Source organism: Methylobacterium sp. UNC300MFChir4.1, assembly GCF_900110155.1.
Classification (GTDB): Bacteria; Pseudomonadota; Alphaproteobacteria; order Rhizobiales; family Beijerinckiaceae; genus Methylobacterium.
In genome coordinates this window covers 84,365-100,657 of record NZ_FOCS01000013.1, presented here as the reverse complement: position 1 = coordinate 100,657, position 16,293 = coordinate 84,365, and the positions used below count along the sequence as shown (strand labels likewise).

Below are 16,293 nucleotides of genomic sequence, written 5' to 3'. Positions count from 1 at the left end.
GGACTCGTGAGCCGGACGCGCGGCGCGCGGTCCCGGGGTACGAGGGCAGGATGGAAGGAACGTCTTAAATCCGGCTTAACGTTAAATGTTAGGCTTGCGCATCCGTTGCCGAACTGTCGAAACGGATATCCGGGCGAGACTTGCTTGTTTCGGCTGCGCTGCGCCGCCGGGGTCAGCGCAGTTCTTCTGTGGGGGCCGGACGGCGCGGGGGCTGAGGCCGCATGGGACCCGACGACGTGCGCATCCTGGCGCTGATGCTGCCCGAGGCGGTAGCGGGCGCCCACAGCGGCAACCCGGATTTCCGGGTCGGCGGCCGGGTCTTCGCGACCCTCTGGGTCGAGGAGGCGCGGGTCGTGCTGCGCCTCGCGCCCGCCGATCAGGCCGCCCTGTGCGAGGCCGAGCCGGACCTGTTCGCGCCGCTCGACGGCGCCTGGGGGCGGCGGGGCTGGACCAATCTCGACCTCGACCTCTGCGCGGAGGAGACCCTGCGGGCGGCGCTGCTGGGCGCGTGGCGGATGACCGCGCCCGCGGAGCTGCGCGCCGCCTACGCCGACCTGGGCTGACCTGGGCTGACCCCGCGCCTGGCGCCCCTCCGGGGCTCCGGCCTCAGGCCGCCGCGCGGGTGACGGCGTCGACCACCTCGTCGACCACCGCGTTGACGAGGCCGCGGTCGTCGCCCTCGGCCATGACGCGGATCACCGGCTCGGTGCCCGACGGGCGGATCACGAGGCGGCCGGCGTTGCCGAGCCGCTCGCGGGCGTGCTCGATGGCGCTGACCACGCTGTCCTCGCGCAGGGGCTCGCCGCTCCGGTAGCGGACGTTCTTGAGGATCTGCGGCAGCGGGTCGAAGCAGTGGCAGACCTCGCTCACGGGCCGGTTCTGCCGCTGCACCACGCTCAGCAGCTGCAGGGCGGCCACGAGGCCGTCGCCGGTGGTCGTGTAGTCCGACATGATGATGTGGCCGGACTGCTCGCCGCCGAGGTTGTAGCCGTGCGCCCGCATGTGCTCGAGGACGTAGCGGTCCCCCACCGCCGTGCGGGCCAGGGTCAGGCCGAGACCGCCGAGGAAGCGCTCCAGGCCGAGATTCGACATGATCGTCGCCACCACGCCCGGCTGCGTCAGGCGCTCGTCCTCCTTCCAGGAGCGCGCCACGACGGCCATGAGCTGGTCGCCGTCGACCACCTGGCCCTTCTCGTCCACGATCAGCACCCGGTCGGCGTCGCCGTCCAGCGCGATGCCGATATCGGCCCGGCGCTCGCGCACCATGTCGATCAAGGCCGCGGGCGCGGTCGAGCCGACATCCCGGTTGATGTTGAACCCGTCCGGCTCGGTGCCGATGGCGATCACCTCGGCGCCGAGCTCCCACAGGGTCTCGGGGGCGACCCGGTAGGCCGCGCCGTTGGCGCAGTCGACCACGACCCGCAGCCCGTCCAGCGTCACCTGCCGCGGCAGGGTCCGCTTGGCGAACTCGATGTAGCGGGCGTGCACGCTCTCGATGCGCTTGGCCCGGCCGAGGTCGTTCGAGCCGGAGAGGCGCTTGTGCATGTCGGCGTCGATCAGCCCCTCGATCTCGTGCTCGATCGCGTCGTTGAGCTTGAAGCCGTCGGGCCCGAACAGCTTGATGCCGTTGTCCTCGAACGGGTTGTGCGAGGCCGAGATCATCACGCCGAGATCGGCCCGCATCGAGCGGGTCAGCATCGCCACGGCCGGCGTCGGCACCGGCCCGAGCAGGAGCACGTCCATGCCCACCGAGGTGAAGCCGGCGACGAGCGCGGTCTCGATCATGTAGCCCGAGAGGCGGGTGTCCTTGCCGATCACCACCCGGTGGCGGTGGTCGCCGCGCTGGAACACGAGGCCGGCGGCCTGACCGACCTTGAGGGCGAGCTCCGGCGTGATCACGCCGTTGGCCCGGCCCCGGATGCCGTCGGTTCCGAAATACTTGCGCACCATCACGTCTCCGGCGCCCGGTCTCGCGGACCCGGCACAGCTTAGCAGATTATCGCGCCCGCCGGCGGCTCACCGGCCGGCAGAGTCAACGGGGTGCTCCCCGACAAAGGCGGTCGAAATGGGGCGCCCGGCGCGCTGCAGGAGCCGCGGCGCCGAGGCCGAGACCAGCGCGAGGCCCGAGACGGTCAGCAAGCCGAGCACGAGCCGGCGGAAGGCGACCTCGCTGAGGCCGAGATAGATCCGGGTGCCGAGCAGCGTCGGGACCAGCATCGCCGGCAGGACCACCGCCAGGATCGGCAGCGTCGCCCGGGTGACGAGCCCCGCGGCGAGGTAGGTCGCCAGGGTGACGCTGAGCATCGCGAGGTTGAAGTTCTGGATCACCGAGCGCTGCACGTCGCGCTCGTAGCGGCGCAGGGTGCACCAGAGGGTCGGCAGCATGCCCGTTAAGCCGCCGAGCCCGCCCATCATCCCGCCGCCGAGGCCCACCGCGGCGTCGGCGAGCCGGCCGCCGGCCGCGATCCGCGGTAGGTTCCGGGCGAACAGCATGGCCGGGCACCAGACCATCAGCAGGAGGCCGAGGAGCGTCTTGAACCAGTCGGCGTCGAGCCGCGGCAGCAGGAGGACGCCGAGGGGGATGCCGGCGAGGCCGCCGAGGACGAAGGGCGCGAGGCGCCTAGTCTCGAACCCGCGCCGGACCGAGACCGCCGCGATGACCTGGCCCGTGAAGGCGCCGGAGACGGCCAGCACGGCGGCGAGCTGCGGGTCGATCACCCAGGCCCAGAACGACAGGGCCGTGAGGCCGAAGCCGAAGCCCGACAGGCCCTGGACGAAGCCGGCGACGACGGCGCCGAGGGCGACGACGAGATAGGTCGAGACCGGCATCGGGGGTTTCGCGGCGGCCTGTGGAAGGGACCTGTGTTTCCGATTCGGCGGAGTCCGCCGAGCCTCCGGCCAAGCTGACGCGCGCGATCCGCCGACAGGAAGGTCGGTTTGTCACGGGAGACGCGGCGACGATCACGCGTCGCCGGCGAACGCCGCCGCTGATGAGGGAGCGTGACGCGGCCCCGCGCGCGGTCCTGACAGCGTCCTGAAAGCGCGCCGAATCCGCACGCGCGTCGAAGGAGGCCGCACGGAACGAAAAAGGGCGCCTCGCGGCGCCCCCTTCGCTCGTCCGATTCCGCGACCTCAGGCCTGCGGCTGCGGCTCCAGGCCGCCGTCGCTCTCCTTCGGCCGGCCGCGGCCCGCCGAGGGGACCGAGGAGCCCCGGGCCGGGGTCGGCGGCACGTCGCCGCCGTCGCGGATCGGGGGCTGGCCCTTGAGCAGGTTGCGGATCTCCTCGCCCGAGAGGGTCTCGTATTCGAGGAGCCCCTGGGCCAGGGCCTCCAGGTCGTCCTTGTGCTCGGCCAGAATGCGGCGCGCCTCCTCCAGGCCGGTCTCCACGAGGCGGCGGACCTCGGCGTCGATCTTCTGGGCGGTCGACTCGGAGACCGATTGCTGCCGGCCCATCGACATGCCGAGGAAGACCTCGTCGTTGTTGTCGCCGTACGCGACGGTGCCGAGCTCGGGGCTGAAGCCCCAGCGGGTCACCATCATCTTGGCGAGCCGCGTCGCCTGCTCGATGTCCGACTGCGCGCCCGAGGTCACCTTCTCGCGCCCGAAGATCATCTCCTCGGCGATGCGGCCGCCCATCATGATCGCCAGCCGCGAGGTCATCTGCTCGAAGCTCATAGAGAGCTTGTCGCGCTCGGGCAGCTGCATGACCATGCCCAGCGCCCGACCGCGCGGGATGATGGTCGCCTTGTGCACCGGGTCGGTGGCCGGGACGTTCAGCGCCACGATGGCGTGGCCGCCCTCGTGGTAGGCGGTGAGCCGCTTCTCGTCCTCGGTCATCACGAGGGTGCGCCGCTCGGCGCCCATCATGACCTTGTCCTTGGCGTCCTCGAACTCGTGCATCGTCACGATGCGTTTTCCGCGTCGAGCGGCGAGGAGCGCCGATTCGTTGACGAGGTTCATCAGGTCGGCGCCCGAGAAGCCCGGGGTGCCGCGCGCGATGGTCTTGAGGTCGACGTCGGGGGCCAGCGGCACCTTGCGGACGTGGACACGCAGGATGCGCTCGCGGCCGGTGACGTCCGGGTTCGGCACCATGATCTGGCGGTCGAAGCGGCCGGGCCGCAGCAGGGCCGGGTCGAGCACGTCGGGGCGGTTGGTCGCCGCGATGATGATCACGCCCTCGTTGGCCTCGAACCCGTCCATCTCCACGAGAAGCTGGTTGAGGGTCTGCTCACGCTCGTCGTTTCCGCCGCCGAGGCCGGCGCCGCGGTGGCGGCCGACCGCGTCGATCTCGTCGATGAAGATGATGCAGGGCGCGTTCTTCTTGGCCTGCTCGAACATGTCGCGCACGCGGCTGGCGCCGACGCCCACGAACATCTCGACGAAGTCGGAGCCCGAGATGGTGAAGAACGGCACGTTGGCCTCGCCCGCGACCGCCCGGGCGATCAGGGTCTTACCGGTGCCGGGCGGGCCGACGAGCAGCACGCCGCGCGGGATCCGGCCGCCGAGCCGCTGGAACTTCTGCGGGTCGCGCAGGAACTCGACGATCTCCTGGAGATCCTCCTTCGCCTCCTCGACGCCGGCGACGTCGTCGAACGACACGCGGCCGTGGGCCTCGTTCAGGAGCTTGGCCTTCGACTTGCCGAAGCCCATGGCGCGGCCGGCGCCGGACTGCATCTGGCGCGAGAGGAAGATCCAGGCGCCGATGAAGACGAGGATCGGCAGCCAGCTCACGAGGAGCTGGATGAACCAGGGGGTGTTGTCGGACGGCGGGCGGGCGGTGATCTGCACGCCCTTGCCCTGGAGCTTGGAGACCAGGCTCGGGTCGTTGGGCGCGTAGCTCGTGAAGTTGCCGCCGCCCACGTAGGTGCCGGACACGTCCTGCCCGGAGATCACCACCGACTGGATCTTGCCGGCATCGGCGTCGTTCAGGAGCTGGCTGTAGGCGATCTCGCTGCCGCCGCCCCGGTGACCCGGGTTCTGAAACAGGGTGACGAGGGCCAGCACCAGCAGGAAGATGACGACCCACAAGGCAAAGTTGCGAAAATTCGGGTTCATCGATCAATCCCTGGCGCGTGCGACCCCCAGGACGGACCCGCCACGCGGCTATTCCGGTCCATCCGTGCACACTCCGCCAATGTAGGCGGGGGGCTCTCCCTTGCCAAGTAAGTCGGGAGACCCTGCGGCGAGGGCAGCACCTGCGGGTCCGTGCCGGCGCGGCGGCGCCGGGGCGAGGCTCACGCCCCCGCCCGCGTCGGCGGCGACGAGGATCCCCGCGAGGGTGCGGCGGACCGGCTCCCGGCGGCGCAGGGCCGGCAGGAGCGATTCGAGGACGAGGGCCTCGAGGCGCGCGAGGCGGCGCGGCGCCGCGCCGGCCCGGGCCAGGGCGAGATCCAGGCAGCGCAGGGCCACGGCGTCCGGCAGGACCGCCAGGGCGCGCCCGTCGAGGCGCAGGCCCGCGCCCGTCTCCGACCCGGGTCTGAGCGCCCCGTCGAGGGCCTGCTCGGCCGCGCCCCGGAGCGCGGCCTCGTCGCGGGCGGCGCGCTCGGCGAGCCGGGCGAGGCGCGCCCGGGTCAGGCCCTCGCGCTCCAGGGCCGGCCAGGCCGCGCGCAGGCGGCCGCGGGCGAAGCGCGGGTCGCCGTTGGCGGGATCGCGCAGGTAGGCGAGGCCGCCCGCCGCGCACCACGCCACCAGACTGGCCTTCGGCAGGTGCAGGAACGGGCGTCCGAGGACGAGGCCCGGGCCGAGGTCCCGCTCGGCGCGCATGCCGGCGAGGCCCGCGGGGCCGCTGCCGGCCGCGAGCCGGATCAGGACCGTCTCGGCCTGGTCATCCCGCGTGTGGCCGGTCAGCACGAGCCCGGCGCCGGCCGCCCCGGCATGGGCGGCGAGGAGTGCGTAGCGGGCCGTGCGGGCCGCGTCCTGCAGGCCGCTGCCGGGCTTCGCGCCCGCCCAGGGCAGGGTCGCGTGGGGCAGGCCGAGCGCGCGGGCGGCGCGGCCGACGGCCTCGGCCTCCGCGCCGGATTCGGGCCGCAGGCCGTGATCCACGGTCGCCACGAGCAGCGACGCGCCGGTCGCGTCGCGCAGGCGCGCGGCGGCGTGCATCAGGGCGCTCGAATCGGGACCGCCCGAGACGGCGAGGAGCACGCCCCGCCCGCCGCGCGCGGCCCGGTCGAGCCAGGGGCGGAGGGCGCCGAGGACCGGGTCGCCCGAGTCGCCCGAGGCGCTCAGAGCGCCCGAGACGCTCAGGCGCCGCAGCGGGCGCGCTTCTGCTCGCGGGCGACGCCCTGGCGGACGCCGGTGCCGGCATTCGGGAACTTCCGGTCCAGCTCGGCCAGGGTCGCGCAGGCCTGCTCGCGGGCGCCGAGCGCGTTGAGCGTGACGCCGAGCTTCAGCATGGCGTCGGGGGCCTGGGCGGAGCGGGCGTAGTCGGTCGAGACCTTCAGGAACTGCTCGGCGGCCTCGCGGTTGCGGCCGCGGGCGAGGTAGCTCTCGCCGAGCCAGTAGGTCGCGCCGGCGACGCGGTTGTCGCGCGGGTGCGACTGGATGAACTGGCGCAGGCCCATCTCGGCCTGCTCGTACTGCTTGGCGCGGTACAGCTCGACCGCGGCGTCGAAATCGGCGGCCGGATCTCCGGTCCGGGTCGCCGCCACGCTCTCGGAGGGCCGCGCCGGGATCGCCCCGGTCCGGGCCGGCGGCCGCAGGTCCACGGGCTCGTCGTAACCGGAGGTCCCGGCCTCCGAGTCGTCCTCGCCGGACTCGTTGAGCGCGCCCTGGGGCAGGCGCTGCGGCCGGGGCGCCGCCTCGGCGGCCTCCTCAGCCTCGCGGGGCGGCAGCGGCGCGGAGGGCTGCGTGCTGCCGAGCTGCATCGGGGCGCCCGGGGCGCCGGGGGCCTGCGACGGGTCAAAGGCGTCGCCGCGCTTCCCGGGGCGGCCGGCGCCCGGATTGCCGCCGTTGACGGGCCCCGACGGCGCGGGCGCGGCCGAGGGTTTGCCGCCCTTGCCCTCGTTCAGGCGGTACTCGACGTCCTCCTGGAACTTGCGCAGCTGCTCCTTTAGCTGGCGGTTCTCGTACTGGAGGGTCTCGATCTGCCCGGCCATCATCCGGGACTGGTTCTCGATGCGGCCGAGGCGCACCACCAGTTCCGAAGCGTCCTGCGCGGCGGCCGGGTGGGCGAGGAGCACGGCACCGACGGCGGTGGCGAGGGCGAGGCGGGTGCGAAGGCGGGCGGGCATGGTACGGCTGCGGTCCGGTGTCGGCGCGAGGCCCTATCAGATGCGCCGCACCGCGGCAAAACTGCGGCGCGGGTCGAAGGAGTGATCGAAGGCCGTGATCGAGAGCATCGATCGGAGGCGGCGGCCGAGAGCCGCCTCCGGGGTCGTTCGCGCGGCGGCCTACGCGCCGGCGCCGCGGTCGAGGACGATCACCGCGCGGCGGTTCTGCGACCAGCAGGAGATGTCGTTGCACACCGCCACCGGCCGCTCCTTGCCGTACGACACGGTCCGCATCCGGCTCGCCGCGATGCCGCGGGTGGCGAGGTAGTCGTTCACCGCCTGGGCCCGGCGGGCGCCGAGGGAGAAGTTGTACTCGCGGGTGCCGCGCTCGTCGGCGTGGCCCTCGATGATGAAGGTGTAGCGCGGGTAGCGCTGCAGCCACGCGGCCTGCTTGTCGAGGGTCGCGGTCGCGGTCGGCGTCAGGTCGGTGGAGTCCGACTCGAAGAAGACCCGGTCGCCGATATTGACGACGAAGTCCTGCGCGCTGCCCGGGGTGGCGGCGCCAGCCCCGAAGGCGGAGGCGTCGGCGAGGTCCTTGTCGTTGCTGCAGGCGCCTAGGCCGAGGGCGGCCACGAGTGCGAGGCCGAGGGCGGCGGCGCGGAAACGCTGGGGCATGGTCTGAAAAACTCCTCGAGCGGTGCCGAAGGCCGGCTGCTGGTCTTCGAGGCGGGTCCGCGTAATCCTGGCGCCGTTGGTAGGCGGGGTTGGTTAAGCGACGGTTCCGCCGGGCGGCGCGGGGGCGTGGTGACGGTCCGCACCGATCGACGGCGTGCGCTGACGCACCCGGACGCGCCCGGAATGCGGCGGCGGCGGGGCGGCGGGCCGCGACGCGCCATTTCGGCCGCCCCGGTTGCGGCGCTGCAACAGGCGCCGGGCCTCCGCCGGTAACGGTCGCGGGCCGGGCTTTAAGAGATCCTCAACCCTATCGGTCCCTTATCGGCGGGCCGAAGACCGGACTTCCCGCATGCGCCCCGCCCAGAGCGTCCTCATCGTCGAGGACAGCTACCTGCTCCTCGAGATCGTCGCGAGCCTGTGCGAGACGCACGGCATCCGGGTGATCGAAGCCTCGACGGGCGAGGCCGCGCTGACCGTCCTGCGCGACCGGGGCGCGGCGATCGACTGGCTGTTCACCGACATCCACCTGCCCGGACTGATCGACGGCTGGACGGTGGCCCACGCCTTCCGGGCGATCCATCCGGACCGGCCGGTGGTCTACACCTCGACCGACACGCACGGCCGCAGCGGTGTGCCGGGCAGCCTGTTCCTGCGCAAGCCCTTCCAGATGCAGGAGGTCAACCGCCTGGTCCGGATGATGGTCGAGGGTCTGGGCGAGGCTGGCTCCGACAGCCGGCTCTGCGCGGCGGGCTGAGTCACGGACCCTTCCGGGCGGGACCGTCGTCGCGCGCGCCGCGAAGCGACCCGGGACGCCGCGGCGCCCGGAGGCGGCCTCAGCCGCCCCGGAACAGCGCGACGATCTCCGGCGCGGCGAGCCACGCCTCGACCCGCGGGCAGGCGAGATCCCCGGGGGGCATCGCGTCGTAGAGGGCGAAGCTCGCCGCGACGAAGCCCGGCAGGTCGTAGAGCACCGGGAAGTCGTCGCCCCGCGGCTTGGTCTTGAACAGGTACGAGCCGGTCAGGCCGAAATGCTCGGCGATGGGCGGGTAGATCGGCCAGACCACGTCCTGGGCCAGCTCGTCGCCGAGGTAATCCTCGATCTCCACGGGCTCGGGCGTGAGCCCGTTCTCCTGCAGCAGCCGCCTCGCGATGTCGCCGAGGACGTGGACCTTGGGATGGTTCATCAGGTGCATGAAGGCGCCGCGGCGCGCCCAGCGGGTCACCTCGCGCTCCAGCCCGAAACCCAGGGCGTCGGCCGCGCCGACGAGCTCGCGCACCGCCGGGTCCCAGTGGTCGAGGTAGCCCAGGCGGGCGAACACGTCCTCGCGGAACAGGGCGGCCGTGCGGCCGGCATCGAGCCCGAGCCGGTGGGCGGTGACGACGATCGCCGAGTGGTACTGGCCCAGCGGCGACGGCGTCAGCTTCAGCGCGGCGAGGTCCGAGGCCTGCCCGACATAGACCATGTCCGGGTGGAAGGCCGAGAACACGATCGACGGGAACAGCTTGAGCCGCGGGTCGGCCGCGCGCACAGTGGCGGCGTCGCCGCCGGGGATCAGCCCGGCCGGGAAGGCCTGCGAGAAGACGTGGTCGTGGGCGCGCAGGGTCCGGATCAAGCCGTCGACATGGCCGTGGTCGCGCTTCAGCGAGCCCATGGGCAGGTAACGGACCGGGCTCTTCGGCGCGAGCAGGCGCATGGCCCGGGCGATGCCCCGGGCCTGGCAATTGCCCAGCACCGCGATGCTCGGCCCGTCACGGGTCGTGGCGGTGCGGGCGCGGTTCCGCCATGGTGTCGCCCAGGTGGGGGCCCAACGGGTAGGCGTCCAATCGGTCGCCGAGCGGGTGAACGCGCTGCGGGCGCGCCGGGGCAGGTCGTTCAGGGCCACGTCGCGTGCCGGTGTCAGCGGACGGAACAGCGCCCCCGAGGGCCTGCCGCCGTCGTGAAGAAGAGGGTTCGAAGATGGCGTTGAATCCGTATACGGGTCTACCGGCCGAGCGATTCTGGCGCAAGGTCGTCACCAACGTGCCGCCCTTCGCGGTCAATCCGCACCCGAAGGACACGTTCGTGATCGGGCCGACCGACAAGGTCGCCACCGGCGGCTCGTGCTTCGCCCAGCGGGTGGCCGAGGCGGTGCGCGGCGCCGGGTTCAACTACTACCTGACCGAGCCGCCGACCCCCGGCATGAGCGCCGAGGAGGCCAATGCCCGCCAGTTCGGCACGTTCTCGGCGCGCTACGGCAACCTCTACTACACGCGCCAGTTCGTGCAGCTGTTCGACCGGGCCTACGGCACGTTCGAGCCGGAACTGAAGGCGTGGCTGCGCGACGACGGTCGCTACGTCGACCCGTTCCGCCCGACCGTCGAGCCGGCGGGCTTCGCCAGCGAGGCCGAGGTGGTCGCGGCGCGCGACGCGCACCTCGCCGAGGTGCGCCGCCTGTTCGAGACGCTCGACGTGTTCGTGCTGACGCTCGGCCTCACCGAGGGCTGGCGCTGGCGGGCCGACGGCGCGGCGCTGCCGCTCGCCCCCGGCGTCGCGGGCGGCACGTTCGACCCCGCGCTCTACGAGTGCGTGAATGCCGGCGCGGGCGAGGTGCTCGGTGACCTCAACGGCTTCCTCGACCGGCTCTGGAGCGTGAACCCGAAGGCGCGGGTGATCTTCACGGTCTCGCCGGTACCGATGATCGCCACCTACATGGACCGGCACGTGATGGAGTCGAACAGCTACTCCAAGTCGGTGCTGCGGGTGGCGGCCGGCGAGGTGGTCGGCCGCGGCGACCCGCGGGCGGTCTACTTCCCCGCCTACGACATCGTCACGAGCAACGTGAATGCCGGGCGCTACTACAACGAGGACCAGCGCACCATCAACGACGCGGGCGTGCGCCACGTCATGCGCCTGTTCCTGGCGACCTTCGCCCGCGACCGGGTCTCGCCGGCGCCGACCCACGCCCCCGTCGACCTCGCGGCCGAGTTCGAGGGCAATGCCGGCGTGATCTGCGACGAGGAGGAGATCGAGCGCAGCGTGGCGTGACGGGGGGGGCCGAGATCGTCACCGGAGCGGCCGCGGCCATCGGGCGGCCTGCATCGTCTTCACGAGCGTAGCGAAGTGACCCAGGGCGACGCGACATCGACAGTCGTGGCGCTGCCTGGATTGCTTCGCTCCTCTCGCAAAGACGGCAGCGCTCCGAAGATCCCGCCGGGCAACCGCTCGAGCCCTTCGCGACCGTCACGGCGGCCGGGGCGATCCCGCGTTTGCCTCCAGCCCGGCCTTTCGGGCAAGCTCGGCCGCCCGGGCGCTCGCGCCTATCGGAGACGAATCCCTTGAGCCTGCCCCCGCCCCGCCGCGCCGACCACGACATCGATCCGGTCTTCGTGAAGCGGCACTCGCCCCGCGCCTTCACGGGCGAGGCCGTGCCCGAATCCGAGCTGATGCGGATGATCGAGGCGGCGCGCTGGTCGCCCTCCGCCTACAACTCGCAGCCCTGGCGCTTCCTCTACGCGCTCCGGGGCGACGCCCACTGGGACACGTTCTTCGACCTGCTGGTGCCCGGCAATCAGAAATGGGTGTCCGGCACCGGCGCGATCCTGTTCCTGGTCTCGAACGGGTTCATGAAGGTCGGCGACGAGCTGAAGCCCTCCTACAGCCACTCCTTCGACGCCGGCACCGCCTCGCTGGCCTTCCAGCTCCAGGCGATCCACCAGGGCTGGCACGCCCACGGCATGGTCGGGTTCGACCACGTCCGCGCGCCCGCGGTGCTGCGTCTGCCCGAGAACCACCGGATCGAGGCCGCCTTCGCGGTCGGCCGCAAGACGCCCGAGGCGGACCTCACCGAGGAGCAGCGGCCCCGCGAGACCCCGAACGGCCGCCGGCCGATCACCGACTTCACCATCGCGGGACCGTTCCCGCAGGCCGCCGGCTGAGACGGGCCGGAACCCGCTCGGACGGCCGGGGATTGGCTCCGCATCGCGACGCCATCGCAGGTCCGTGGGCGCAGGCCCACGGGCTCGACCCGGGCCGGCAGGGGGCCGCCGCCCCGCGCCTCCTGTCCGCCCTCCGACGCTTCGGGAGCTGGCTCATGGATCCGTCCGACACCGCCGCGTCCGACCCGTTCCGGGATGACGGGCCGTTCGACCCCGTCCCCGGGCTGCAGACCGTCGCCGACCGCCACGGGGTCAGCCCGGACGCGGTGCGCCACCTGGTCCGGGCCCTCGAGCGTGGCCACGGCACGATGGCGCAGTTCGACCATCCCGATCTCGGCGGGATGGGGCAGTGGTTTTCCGGCGGGATGGTGATGGTTGGCCGGATGTTCGACGACGCGCTGAAGGCGCGGGTCGACGCGCTCTGCACCGAGCTGGCCGGGGCGCTCCCCGCGGGGGGCTTCTCGGAGGCCGCGCCCGCGGCGCGGCGCGGCGGCGGCGAGTGGTGGCCGGCCGGCCTCGGGGATCCGGCCAGCACCGGCGCGCAGGACGGGCTGCGCTACGCCTATTTCCCGGACAGCCGGCGGCTCGCCGTCGACGCGGGGTCCGGGGTCGCGCTGTACGATACCGGCGAGCACCGCATCACCGGCGTTTCCCAGGCGAACGGCAGCCTCGGCTTCACGGGACCGTCCGGGGCCGTCGCCCTCGACCGCCTGCGCCGGATCGAGGCGGAGGTCGCGGCGCCGCGCCAAGCGGACCCGGGCCAGGTGAATCCGGGCCGAGCGGACCCGGCCGAGATCCCGGCGAAGGCCGCCCCCGCCGCTTCGCCGGCCGCTGCGGCTGCCCCTTCGGCGGCCCCGGACCGGTCGTCTCCGGACGCGATCCTCGCGACCATCGAGCGGCTGGCCGACCTTCACGCGCGCGGCGTGCTCACCGACGCGGAGTTCGCGACCAAGAAGACGGAGTTGCTGGCCCGGCTGTGAGGGGCGCCCGGCCGCCGTACCCGCCGGCCCCGTCCCGAGGCGCGGAGGCCTCGCGGGATGCGGGCGCGGATCGGACCCTGCCGGGTCCCGACGGCCTCAGGCGATGCCGACGCGCAGCAGGTCGTGGACGTGCACGATGCCGACCGGCCGGCCGTCGGTGACGGCGAAGACCGCCGTGATCAGCCGGCGGTTCATCAGCTCCAGCGCGGCCTGGGCCAGCTTGTGCGGCTCCACGGTCACCGGGTCGCGGGTCATGACGGTCGAGACCGGCGTGTCGAGGAGCGCCGGACCCATGTGGCGGCGCAGGTCGCCGTCCGTGACGATGCCGACGAGGCGGCCGGCCGCGTCCGTGACGCCGACGCAGCCGTAGCGCCGCGCCGCGATCTCGATCATCACCTCGGACATGAGGGCGGTCTCGTGCACCAGCGGCATGTCCTGGGGCCCGTGCATCACCTGCTGCACGGTCCTGAGGCGGGCCGCGAGGGTGCCGCCCGGATGCAGGGTGTGGAAGCGCGCCGAGGTGAAGCCGCGCCGCTCCAGGAGCGCCACCGCCAGGGCGTCGCCCAGCGCCAGCTGGATCAGGCTGGAGGAGGTCGGCGCGAGGTCGTGCGGGCAGGATTCCCGCACGCGGGGCAGTTCCAGCAGCACGTCGGCGGCCTTGCCCAGGGTGCTCTCGCCGTTGCGGGTGATCGCCACCAAAGGGATCGAGAACCGGCGGCTGAAGCCGACGAGGTCGGACAGTTCCGCGGTCTCCCCCGACCACGACAGCGCGATGATGACGTCGTCCCGGGCGATCATCCCGAGGTCGCCGTGGCTCGCCTCGGTCGGGTGGACGAAGAAGGCGTGCGTGCCGGTGGAGGCCAACGTCGCGGCGATCTTGCGCCCGACATGCCCGCTCTTGCCGATGCCGCTGACGATGACGCGGCCCTTGCTTTGCAGGATGGTCTGCACCGCCTCCTCGAAGGCCGCGCCGAGCCGGCCCTGGAAGGCGGCGCTCGCCTCCTGCAGGGCCGCGATGCCGAGTTGGAGGCTGCGGATCCCGAGGTCGCGGGTGGTGGCGAGATGCGCCGACGGCGCGTCGTAGCGGTCGTCGCGCAGGGCGCTGGAGGCGGGAGCGTTCATCGTGTCCGTTCTTGACCCGTCGACCGGATCCGGCACCGGGGGCCGGAATCGGGGAGCGGCGCAGCGAGGCGTCTCCGGCGACGCTAGGCAGCCGTCGTGGTTGAAATGTGACGCGGGGACGACGCAGCGCCGCACGCCGGTTGAAGGCGCGGCCGCCGGGGTCCATGCTCCCGGCACGCCACCCCGCGCGCCGTCCCGCGCCGCGGGCCCCAGGAGGGCAAGAGCCCCATGACCATCCGCTTCCCCGACCCCGATCCCGCGATCCTCGCCCGCCGCGAGGCGATCCTGGCCGGCCTCGCGCCCCTGGTCGCGCCGGAGGCGCTGGTGGTCAGCGAGGACGAGCGCCGGGCCTTCGAGACCGACGGGCTCACCGCCTACCGGCAGATGCCGCTCGCCGTGGTGCTGCCCTCCACCACCGCGGAGGTCGCCGCCGTGATGGCCTACTGCCACGCCAACGGCGTGCGGGTCGTGCCCCGGGGCGCCGGCACCTCGCTCGCGGGCGGCGCCATCGCGCAGGCCGACGCGATCATCCTCGGCGTCGGCAAGATGACCCAGGTCCTCGACATGGACTTCGCCAACCGCACCGCCCGGGTGCAGAGCGGCATCACCAACCTGGCGATCTCCGGGGCGGTCAGCCACGAGGGCTTCTTCTACGCTCCCGACCCGTCGAGCCAACTCGCCTGCACGATCGCCGGAAACATCGCGATGAATTCGGGCGGCGCGCACTGCCTGAAATACGGCGTGACCACCAACAACCTGCTCGGCGTCACCCTGGTGCTCAACGACGGCACCGTGGTGGAGATCGGCGGCCAGCACCTCGACAGCGGCGGCTACGACCTGCTCGGCCTCGTCTGCGGCTCGGAGGGGCAGCTCGGCATCGTCACCGAGGCGACCGTGCGGATCCTGCGCGCCGCCGAGGGCGCGCGCCCGGTGCTGGTCGGCTTCTCGAAGGTCGAGGATGCGGGCGACTGCGTCGCGGCGATCATCGCGGCCGGGATCATCCCGGTGGCGATCGAGTACATGGACCGCGAGGCGATCCTCATCACCGAGGACTTCGCCCAGGCCGGCTACCCGCGCGACGCCGAGGCGATGCTGATCATCGAGGTCGAGGGCTCGGACGCCGAGTGCGACGCTATGCTGGCGCGGATCGAGACGATCGCCCGGGATTTTCGACCGACCAGCCTGCGCGTCTCGCGCTCGGAGGCGGAATCGGCCGCGATCTGGAAGGGCCGCAAGTCGGCCTTCGGGGCGACCGGCCGGATCTCCGACTACATCTGCATGGACGGGACGATCCCCACCGGCCAGCTCGGGCCGGTGCTGGAGCGGATCGGCGCCATCTGCGCCGAGAAGGGCCTGCGCGTCGCCAACGTGTTCCACGCGGGCGACGGCAACCTGCACCCGCTGATCCTGTTCGACATCAACACGCCCGGCGAATTGCAGAAGGCCGAGGCCGCGGGCGACGAGATCCTGAAGCTCTGCGTCGAGGTCGGCGGCTGCCTCACCGGCGAGCACGGGGTCGGTATCGAGAAGCGCGAGTTGATGCGCTTCCAGTACGACCAGGTCGATCTCGAGCAGCAGATGCGGGTCAAGGCGGTGTTCGATCCGGACTGGATGCTGAATCCTGCCAAGGTGTTCCCGCTGGACGGGCGCCTCGCGGCCTGAGCCGCGCCGCGCGCGGGGTCCGGCCGAGAGCTTGGCCGAGAGCTTGGCCGAGAGCCCGGCCAACAGGTCTGGCGAACAAGTCCGGACCGGTGCGGGCGCGATCGTCTCCGATCGCCCGCCCCCGTCCGGGCCTCGCGGCCGCGCTCAGGCGGCCTCGACCTTGCGGCTCGCCCGGGTCTTGCTCGCGGCGGTCTTGCGGCGACCGGAGGCAGGGGCGGAGGCGGGGGCGGCAGCCTCCTCCTCGGCGGCGGCCTTGTCGGACGCCGGGGACCGGCCCGGCTGGCCGAGGCCGAGGCTCTTGGCGAGCGCCGAGCGCTGCGCCGAGTAGTTCGCCGAAGTGGTCGGGTAATCGGCCGGCAGGCCGTAGCGCTCGCGGTAGGTCTGCGGATCGAGACCGTGCTTGGTCAGGTGACGCTTCAGCGTCTTGTACGACTTCCCGTCGATGAAGCTGACCAGCCCGTCGGGGCGGATCGACTTGCGGATCTGGGCGGGCGTCGGCCGCTCGACGCTCTCGGTCGCCGGAGCGACGGGGCCGGCCCCGATCGTGTTCAGCGCCTCGTGGATGCTCGCGATCAGGGCCGGCAATTCGGCCGAGGGCAGCGAGTTGTTGGAAACGTAGGCCGCGACGACGTCCACGGTCCGCTCGATGAAATCCAATTGCGATGTCGGCGCAGCTTCTGACATTCTCTCGTTCCTCGGCACAAATGCCTGATGGGATCCCCACTTTTCGC

The 16,293-nt window shown here is 72.7% G+C and carries 15 protein-coding genes; 6 read left to right on the top strand and 9 right to left on the bottom strand.

Translation table 11 applies throughout. The features are described 5' to 3' along the window. The first annotated feature begins 221 nt into the window (after nt 1–221). Nucleotides 222–563 (top strand): MmcQ/YjbR family DNA-binding protein, encoded by a 342-nt coding sequence (locus tag BMY19_RS18235; protein WP_042675844.1) that lies wholly within the window; start codon nt 222–224, stop codon nt 561–563. 43 nt (nt 564–606) lie between these two features. Here BMY19_RS18235 and glmM read toward each other — a convergent pair whose 3' ends face one another. From glmM to pal, 6 genes are all read right to left on the bottom strand, one after another. Next, nucleotides 607–1,947 (bottom strand): phosphoglucosamine mutase, encoded by a 1,341-nt coding sequence (glmM, locus tag BMY19_RS18230; RefSeq protein ID WP_026605059.1) that lies wholly within the window; start codon nt 1,945–1,947, stop codon nt 607–609. 69 nt (nt 1,948–2,016) lie between these two features. Further along, complete coding sequence (locus BMY19_RS18225; RefSeq protein WP_100252503.1) at nt 2,017–2,829, bottom strand: sulfite exporter TauE/SafE family protein; 813 nt, start codon at nt 2,827–2,829, stop codon at nt 2,017–2,019. Between the two features lie 303 nt (nt 2,830–3,132). Next, on the bottom strand, nt 3,133–5,055 hold the full coding sequence (gene ftsH / locus BMY19_RS18220; RefSeq protein WP_012321255.1) for an ATP-dependent zinc metalloprotease FtsH: 1,923 nt from the start codon (nt 5,053–5,055) through the stop codon (nt 3,133–3,135). 48 nt (nt 5,056–5,103) lie between these two features. Beyond that, on the bottom strand, nt 5,104–6,141 hold the full coding sequence (gene tilS / locus BMY19_RS18215; RefSeq protein ID WP_100252502.1) for a tRNA lysidine(34) synthetase TilS: 1,038 nt from the start codon (nt 6,139–6,141) through the stop codon (nt 5,104–5,106). A gap of 98 nt (nt 6,142–6,239) precedes the next feature. Next, nucleotides 6,240–7,229, bottom strand: coding sequence for a tol-pal system protein YbgF (gene ybgF, locus BMY19_RS18210; protein WP_020094012.1), 990 nt, complete (start codon nt 7,227–7,229; stop codon nt 6,240–6,242). Nucleotides 7,230–7,388: 159 nt separating this feature from the next. Then, a complete protein-coding gene (pal, locus tag BMY19_RS18205) occupies nt 7,389–7,883 on the bottom strand; it encodes a peptidoglycan-associated lipoprotein Pal (protein WP_012321252.1) in 495 nt (164 codons plus the stop codon). Nucleotides 7,884–8,232: 349 nt separating this feature from the next. Here pal and BMY19_RS18200 point away from each other — a divergent pair, with 349 nt between their 5' ends. Next, nucleotides 8,233–8,637 carry a response regulator gene (locus BMY19_RS18200; RefSeq protein ID WP_056533685.1) on the top strand — a complete coding sequence of 135 codons (405 nt, stop codon included), beginning with the start codon at nt 8,233–8,235 and terminating at the stop codon, nt 8,635–8,637. Nucleotides 8,638–8,716: 79 nt separating this feature from the next. Here the strand turns inward: BMY19_RS18200 and BMY19_RS18195 are convergent, their stop codons facing one another. Continuing rightward, complete coding sequence (locus BMY19_RS18195; RefSeq protein ID WP_042675849.1) at nt 8,717–9,766, bottom strand: WcbI family polysaccharide biosynthesis putative acetyltransferase; 1,050 nt, start codon at nt 9,764–9,766, stop codon at nt 8,717–8,719. Between the two features lie 74 nt (nt 9,767–9,840). Here BMY19_RS18195 and BMY19_RS18190 point away from each other — a divergent pair, with 74 nt between their 5' ends. The 3 genes from BMY19_RS18190 (at nt 9,841) to BMY19_RS18180 (ending at nt 12,778) form a co-directional block, all read left to right on the top strand. Beyond that, on the top strand, nt 9,841–10,908 hold the full coding sequence (locus tag BMY19_RS18190; RefSeq protein WP_042675851.1) for a GSCFA domain-containing protein: 1,068 nt from the start codon (nt 9,841–9,843) through the stop codon (nt 10,906–10,908). 290 nt (nt 10,909–11,198) lie between these two features. Continuing rightward, on the top strand, nt 11,199–11,798 hold the full coding sequence (locus tag BMY19_RS18185) for a nitroreductase family protein (protein ID WP_100252501.1): 600 nt from the start codon (nt 11,199–11,201) through the stop codon (nt 11,796–11,798). Nucleotides 11,799–11,953: 155 nt separating this feature from the next. After that, a complete protein-coding gene (locus BMY19_RS18180) occupies nt 11,954–12,778 on the top strand; it encodes an SHOCT domain-containing protein (RefSeq protein ID WP_100252549.1) in 825 nt (274 codons plus the stop codon). Nucleotides 12,779–12,874: 96 nt separating this feature from the next. Here the strand turns inward: BMY19_RS18180 and BMY19_RS18175 are convergent, their stop codons facing one another. After that, nucleotides 12,875–13,900 (bottom strand): KpsF/GutQ family sugar-phosphate isomerase, encoded by a 1,026-nt coding sequence (locus tag BMY19_RS18175; RefSeq protein WP_056533680.1) that lies wholly within the window; start codon nt 13,898–13,900, stop codon nt 12,875–12,877. Between the two features lie 228 nt (nt 13,901–14,128). Between BMY19_RS18175 and BMY19_RS18170 the strand changes: the two genes are divergently transcribed. Next, nucleotides 14,129–15,562, top strand: coding sequence for an FAD-linked oxidase C-terminal domain-containing protein (locus BMY19_RS18170; protein WP_020094019.1), 1,434 nt, complete (start codon nt 14,129–14,131; stop codon nt 15,560–15,562). Between the two features lie 144 nt (nt 15,563–15,706). On the opposite strand, the gene BMY19_RS18165 is transcribed toward BMY19_RS18170, so the two are convergent. Beyond that, the gene (locus BMY19_RS18165; RefSeq protein ID WP_091680971.1) at nt 15,707–16,246 is read right to left on the bottom strand and encodes a Ros/MucR family transcriptional regulator; all 540 of its coding nucleotides are present in this window, start codon (nt 16,244–16,246) and stop codon (nt 15,707–15,709) included. Nucleotides 16,247–16,293: the final 47 nt, after the last annotated feature.

What these genes read in the sequence shown, in the direction of transcription:
- BMY19_RS18235 (WP_042675844.1), top strand. Translation starts at nt 222, where the DNA reads ATGGGACCCGACGACGTGCGCATCCTGGCGCTGATGCTGCCCGAGGCG.
- BMY19_RS18225 (WP_100252503.1), bottom strand. Translation starts at nt 2,829, where the DNA reads ATGCCGGTCTCGACCTATCTCGTCGTCGCCCTCGGCGCCGTCGTCGCC.
- ftsH (WP_012321255.1), bottom strand. Translation starts at nt 5,055, where the DNA reads ATGAACCCGAATTTTCGCAACTTTGCCTTGTGGGTCGTCATCTTCCTG.
- ybgF (WP_020094012.1), bottom strand. Translation starts at nt 7,229, where the DNA reads ATGCCCGCCCGCCTTCGCACCCGCCTCGCCCTCGCCACCGCCGTCGGT.
- pal (WP_012321252.1), bottom strand. Translation starts at nt 7,883, where the DNA reads ATGCCCCAGCGTTTCCGCGCCGCCGCCCTCGGCCTCGCACTCGTGGCC.
- BMY19_RS18200 (WP_056533685.1), top strand. Translation starts at nt 8,233, where the DNA reads ATGCGCCCCGCCCAGAGCGTCCTCATCGTCGAGGACAGCTACCTGCTC.
- BMY19_RS18190 (WP_042675851.1), top strand. Translation starts at nt 9,841, where the DNA reads ATGGCGTTGAATCCGTATACGGGTCTACCGGCCGAGCGATTCTGGCGC.
- BMY19_RS18180 (WP_100252549.1), top strand. Translation starts at nt 11,954, where the DNA reads ATGGATCCGTCCGACACCGCCGCGTCCGACCCGTTCCGGGATGACGGG.
- BMY19_RS18175 (WP_056533680.1), bottom strand. Translation starts at nt 13,900, where the DNA reads ATGAACGCTCCCGCCTCCAGCGCCCTGCGCGACGACCGCTACGACGCG.
- BMY19_RS18170 (WP_020094019.1), top strand. Translation starts at nt 14,129, where the DNA reads ATGACCATCCGCTTCCCCGACCCCGATCCCGCGATCCTCGCCCGCCGC.
- BMY19_RS18165 (WP_091680971.1), bottom strand. Translation starts at nt 16,246, where the DNA reads ATGTCAGAAGCTGCGCCGACATCGCAATTGGATTTCATCGAGCGGACC.